Origin of the sequence: Mesorhizobium sp. M7A.F.Ca.MR.362.00.0.0 (assembly GCF_004023175.1) — a bacterium.
Taxonomy (GTDB): Bacteria; Pseudomonadota; Alphaproteobacteria; order Rhizobiales; family Rhizobiaceae; genus Mesorhizobium.
In genome coordinates, this window is the sequence record NZ_RZTF01000397.1 from 1 (window position 1) to 5,716 (window position 5,716).

A 5,716-nucleotide genomic window follows, 5' to 3' on the forward strand; every position below is an offset into this window, starting at 1 on the left:
GGGCAGTCTCCTGACGCTGGCCGGTTTAATCTCGAGAGTGACAGGGATACTTGCAGCTTCGCTGTTTTGGGGGGCCTCGGCCCATGCCGCGAACGTTGACGTCGCCATCGTGTTCGCGGTCGACTTCTCGTCATCGATCGATCCGAAGATCGCCGATATGCAACGCGAGGGACATGCCGCGGCACTCACCTCGCCAGAGATCATCGCCGCCATCAGCCGGAATTATGTCGGCTGCATCGGCGTTGCCTATTTTGAATGGTCGAGCCCCGGACACGCACGCGTCGTGCTGCCGTGGACAAGCATCTGCGGACTGGAAGATGCCAAAGCGGCGGCTGCGGTGATCAGCAGGAAAGGCGATACCGGCTTCATCCGCAGAGGGCGAGGCGGAACATCCGTTTCCTCGGCTATCGACATCGGCAGTCTCCTGCTCGACCAGTTTCCGGGAAAGGCGGCCAAGAAAGTCATCGATATCTCCTCCAATGGCGAGAACAACGACGGGCTTCCCGTCCAGCCGAGCAGGTCGAACGCCATAGCCAAGGGATATACGATCAATGCCATCGCCATCCCGACGGAGGATGAGAATCCCGACGAACCTCTGGCATCCTATTTTGCCAGATCGGTCATTGGCGGTTCCCAGGCCTTCGTCATGACGCCGAAGGGGCCAGACGACTACACGATGGCGCTTCGCCGCAAGCTCGTGACTGAAGTAAGCATGAACGACGAGCGTCCGCTGTGAAAGTGTGCCACGCAAGACGAACTTTCGACCCGCCAGACCGAGCGCATTGCACAACAAGACCCGCCCCGCTGCAGCGCGAGACCTTGTAGGTCCGTCAGGACAACAGCCTATCGCCGCAACGCGTGCACCCTTGCCTCGCCTTCGCCGGGCACTGGCAACGCCATGTCGTCATCGAGAAGGCGCGTGATGCGGGCAAAGCCGGTGAACGCTTTCCTTGCTTCCTCGGCCGACATCTGGCCCGACAAGGCGGCCGAGCAACAATTCAGCGCGCACTGATAAACCGGACCGCGCCGTCCCGTCGGCCATTTCCGCAAGAACATCATGGCTTCGGCAACACTATCGATTTCTTCCGCAGGGTGTCCCTGCCCGCGCGAAATCCGCACGGGCGAAAAGAAATGCAATTGATCCATCGTTTCCTCCCGGTCGACCGCAATGCGCTCGATCGAACCCCACCAAACGCGCCAACAGCCGGTTGGTTCCAGATAAAGAATGGAATCTTTTAGAAATCTGTCAGGCGAAGGCGATCACCCGTGCGGTGGTGAGTGTCGCCTACATTGTCGGGAAGTGGCAGGCGACTTTGCGACCGGGTCGGTATTCCCGTAACTGTGGCCGCTCCGAACGGCAGCGCTCCGCCGCGATTGGGCATCGGGGATGGAAACGGCAGCCCGTTGGAGGGTTCAGAGGGCTCGGTACGTCGCCGGTGAGGATGATGCGCTTGCGCGTCCCACCCGGCGTCGTCTCCACGACGGGAACCGCCGAAATCAGCGCCTGGCTATAGGGATGGGCCGGTGCTGCAAACACGTCTTCCGCCGGCCCTTCTTCGACGATCGAGCCGAGATACATGACCGCTATGCGGGTCGACACCTGGCGCACCACCGACAGGTCGTGGGCGATGAAGATGTACGTGAGATTGAGCTTCTCCTGCAGATCGGCAAGCAGGTTGACGATTTGTGCCTGCACCGACACGTCGAGCGCGGAGACGGGTTCGTCCAGGACCACGAGGTCCGGGTTCAGGGCAATAGCCCGCGCGATGCCGACGCGCTGGCGTTGTCCGCCGGAAAATTCGTGCGGAAACCGCATGACGTGATCCGGCAGCAAGCCGACAAGGTCGAACAGTTCCGCCACGCGTTTGGTGATCTCGCTCGACGAGAGCCTGCCATGGATGCGCAGCGGCTCGGCCACCAGGTCGCCGACGCGCCGGCGCGGATTGAGCGACGCCGACGGGTCCTGGAAAACCATTTGCAGGCGGCGCCGCAGCGGCCTGAGTTCGGACAGCGACTTGGAGGTTATGTCGTTGCCTTCGAACAGAAGCTCGCCGTCCGATATGTCGTAGAGCCTCACCAGGCAACGCGCCAGCGTGGACTTGCCGCATCCGGATTCGCCGACCAGCCCGACCGTCTCGCCGCGCCACACGGTCAGGGAAACATTGTCGACCGCATGAACGGTTCGCTTGCCTTCGGCGGAGAAACGGCTGCCGATGGAAAAGCGCTTGCCCAGCGAACGCGTCTCGAGGATTGGGCGGTTCTTGTCGATCATCGGTCCGCTCATGCCTGTGCCACCCTGAAGCATGCCGCGGCATGGGTGCCGCTCCCGAGGTCGGGCTTGCCGGCCTGGCAGGGCTCGTAGTGAACCGGGCACCGCGGACCGAACGCACAGCCCTGCGGCAATCGCAGCAATGACGGCGGCGAACCGGGAATGGCCGGCAAGCGCCGTGGTTTTTCGCCGGTCAGCGGCGGGATCGAACCCAGCAGCGCGCGCGTATAGGGGTGTCGTGGATCGGAAAACAGTTCCATGCGACTGCCGCGCTCCACCACGCGGCCGGCATACATGACCATGACCCGGTCGGCGAGTTCGGAGACCACGCCCATGTCATGTGTGATGAAGACGACCGCCGACTTGTGCGTCGCGCGCAGCTTGCGCACCAGATCGAGAATGCCGGCCTGTACGGTGACGTCGAGCGCCGTGGTCGGTTCGTCAGCCACCAGAAGCGCCGGATTGCAGGACAAAGCCATTGCGATCACCGCCCGTTGACGCATGCCTCCGGACAGTTGGTGCGGGTAGCGCGACATCGCCTCGTGCGGGTTGGGAAAATTCACCTCGGCCAGCAGTTCCTCCACGCGCTCCATCGCCTTGGACTTGCTGATGCTGCGATGCGCGCGAATCTGTTCGGCGATCTGCCAGCCGATCGTGTAGACAGGCGTCAGCGCCGTCATCGGATCCTGGAAGATCATCGCGATCTCGTTGCCGCGCAGCCGCCTGAGCTCGCGCGCGGGCAGTCCCACGAGTTCGCGGCCTTTGTAGCGGATCGACCCTTCGATGGTGGCGTTGGGATCGGTGATGAGACCCATGACGGCCAGCAGCGACACGGTCTTGCCGGAACCGGACTCACCGACGACGCCGAGGATTTCGCTCTCCTTAAGGTCGAAGGAAACGCCATCGATGGCCCGCACCAGGCCATCATTTGTGCGGAAGGAAACTCTGAGGTCGCGCACCGACAGTATCATGATGTCCTCAGGCGCGGATCGAGAAGGATGTAGACGAAATCGACGACCGCATTGGCGATGACCACGAACATGGACGCGTACATCACGGTTGCCATGATCATCGGCAGATCGAGATTCTGCAGAGCGTCGTAAGTGAGCTTGCCGATGCCGTGCAGCCCGAACACCACCTCCGTCAGCAGGGCTGAGCCTCCGACCAGCGCACCGAAGTCCAGGCCGAACAGAGTGACGAATGCGATGAGCGACGTGCGCAAGGCATGGCGCAGCAGGATGCGGGTCTCCGACAGCCCCTTGGCCCGGGCCGTGCGGATATAGTCTTCCTGCAGGGATTCGATGATTGCCGCGCGCAGCACGCGCCCGTAAATACCGATATAGAGAATGGACAGTGTGATCCACGGAATGACCAGGGTCAGGAACCAGCCCTTCGGATCGTCGGAGAAATTCTTGTAGCCGAGCGGCGGCACCCAGGAGAACGCCCAGCTGTCGTGGTAGCGGCTCTGGGTGATCAGGTTCATCACCTCGCCCAGCCAGTAGACCGGCATGGAAATGCCGAGCAGCCCTAGCGCCATCAGCAGCTTGTCCAGCCAGCTGCCGCGCGTGGCGGCGGCGGCGATGCCGATGATGATGGAGACCACCACCCACAGGATCGCCGCTCCGAACACCAGCGAGAGCGTGACCGGGATCGAATCCATGACCGCCGGCACCACCTTCCAGCCACGATTGACGAAGGAGGTCAGATCGCCGGTGACGAAGATCTTCTCCATCATCGTCACATATTGCACGTAGAGCGGCCGGTCGAAGCCGAAGCTGTGGCGTACCGCCTCCAGCACTTCGGGCGATGCATTGCGGCCGGCGATGCGCGCAGCCGGGTCGGCGCCCGGCGTTGCGAAGAAAATCAGGAAGACGATGACCGAGATGCCGAACATCACGAACAGCATCTGGCCGAACCGGCGCAGGATTGCGTAGATCATCAGTCGCGCCCCAGCCGAACCTTGGAGCGCGGATCGAGCGCGTCGCGCAGGCCGTCGCCGAAGACATTGAGCGCCATGACGGAAACCGCGATCGCCAGGCCCGGCACCAGCGCCACCAATGGCCTGGTGTAAAGCAGCGCCTGTCCGTCCTGGATGATGGTGCCCCAGCTCGCGGCCGGCGGCTGCACGCCGATCGAAAGGAAGGAAAGGGCTGATTCGGTAAGCATGTTCAGCGCCATCATCAGCGGCACGAAGACGATTAGCGTGGTGGTGACGTTGGGCAGGATGTCGCGCCACAGGATGCGCCACCCCGGCACGCCCAGATTGATCGCGGCCAGCACGAACTCGCTTTTGCGCAGCGCCATAACCTGCCCGCGTATTGGGCGGGCCACGTAGGGCACGTAGACGATGCCGATGATGATGACAGGCAGCCACAGACTGCCGGACTCGATCTGGATCGGTCCGATCGTGATGCCATGCGCGATGGTGACGATGGAGAGCGAAATCGCCAGCAGATAGATGGGGAACGCCCACAGTATGTCGAGGAACCGCGACAGCACCGTGTCGGTAACGCCGCCGAAATAGCCGGCGATCAATCCCGCCGCCGTGCCCAGGATCAGGGTGAAGATGGTGGCTGCTCCGGAGATCAGCAACGAGCTCAGCCCGCCATAGAGCATCCTGGCCATGACATCGCGCCCCTGACTGTCGGCGCCGAGGAAATAATTGCCCAGCCGCCAGGTCGGGCCGAGCGGTGTGTAGCCAAGCCCCAGCCCTTCCGTCGATTGTTCCATCACCGGAACGTCGGCACCGTCGATCTGGACGACGGCGTCGAGCGTCGAGGCGAAGGGGTCCACGCCTGCCCATTTTGCATAAAGAGGCGCACTGAGGCAGGCAAGGACGATGAGGAGGAACACGGCCAGGGACGCCATGGCGGCCCTGTCCCTTGCCAGCTTCGCAAACGCGACGGCCCAGGGCCCTCGCGTCTTGCGCGGCGCGGCGACAGCTACGTTCGACACGGACGTGCCCCTCCGCGGTTCGTTACTGCACCCAGGCCATCACTGCACCCAGGATTGGGTGATCATCCAGTTGAACTGACGGTTGAACTTGAAATTGCCAAGACGTTTGCTGACAAAGTCAAGCCGCTTCGGCGTGAAGAGGCCGACGGCAGGTGCCTTGTCGGTGACCTGCCTGTCGATTTCAGCCCACATTTTGTCGGCGGCTTTCTGATCGGTGACGCCGAGGTCCAATGCCTTTTGCATCTTGGCGTCGATTTCCTTGTCGCAGAAGCCGGCGATGTTGATCGACGCGTCCGAACCTTCGCGGAAGGAGGCACAGCTGAACAGGATGTTCAGGAAGTCCGAAGCCGCCGGATAGTCCTTGTACCACTGGGTGACGGACATCTGCACCTTGTTGTTGGTGTTCTGGATGTAGGTGAACTGGATGTTCGACGAGATCGGCTTGACGTCGGCGACATAGCCGATGCTGGTCAGCCCGCTCTGCAGATAGAC

Annotated in this window: 6 protein-coding genes and 1 pseudogene; 1 reads left to right on the forward strand and 6 read right to left on the reverse strand. The window is 62.3% G+C overall.

Annotation, left to right across the window (positions count from 1 at the left end):
* Positions 1–37 precede the first annotated feature (37 nt).
* Complete coding sequence (locus EOC06_RS31170) at positions 38–736, forward strand: DUF1194 domain-containing protein (RefSeq protein ID WP_128309590.1); 699 nt, start codon at positions 38–40, stop codon at positions 734–736.
* Positions 737–843: 107 nt separating this feature from the next.
* Here EOC06_RS31170 and EOC06_RS31175 read toward each other — a convergent pair whose 3' ends face one another.
* The 6 genes and pseudogenes from EOC06_RS31175 to EOC06_RS31200 all read right to left on the reverse strand — a co-directional run.
* Positions 844–1,146: a DUF982 domain-containing protein gene (locus EOC06_RS31175; protein WP_127267728.1), complete on the reverse strand. Its 303-nt coding sequence runs from the start codon at positions 1,144–1,146 to the stop codon at positions 844–846.
* A gap of 139 nt (positions 1,147–1,285) precedes the next feature.
* Positions 1,286–2,272 carry an ABC transporter ATP-binding protein gene (locus EOC06_RS31180; protein ID WP_127267732.1) on the reverse strand — a complete coding sequence of 329 codons (987 nt, stop codon included), beginning with the start codon at positions 2,270–2,272 and terminating at the stop codon, positions 1,286–1,288.
* 8 nt (positions 2,273–2,280) lie between these two features.
* The gene (locus EOC06_RS31185; RefSeq protein ID WP_128309591.1) at positions 2,281–3,240 is read right to left on the reverse strand and encodes an ABC transporter ATP-binding protein; all 960 of its coding nucleotides are present in this window, start codon (positions 3,238–3,240) and stop codon (positions 2,281–2,283) included.
* Positions 3,237–4,208, reverse strand: coding sequence for an ABC transporter permease (locus EOC06_RS31190; protein ID WP_023813929.1), 972 nt, complete (start codon positions 4,206–4,208; stop codon positions 3,237–3,239). Before EOC06_RS31190 ends, EOC06_RS31185 begins: the two co-directional genes overlap by 4 nt.
* On the reverse strand, positions 4,208–5,224 hold the full coding sequence (locus tag EOC06_RS31195; RefSeq protein WP_128309592.1) for an ABC transporter permease: 1,017 nt from the start codon (positions 5,222–5,224) through the stop codon (positions 4,208–4,210). The genes EOC06_RS31190 and EOC06_RS31195 overlap by 1 nt, the downstream gene beginning before the upstream one ends.
* A gap of 39 nt (positions 5,225–5,263) precedes the next feature.
* Positions 5,264–5,716, reverse strand: a pseudogene (locus tag EOC06_RS31200) (ABC transporter substrate-binding protein); the annotation flags it as partial.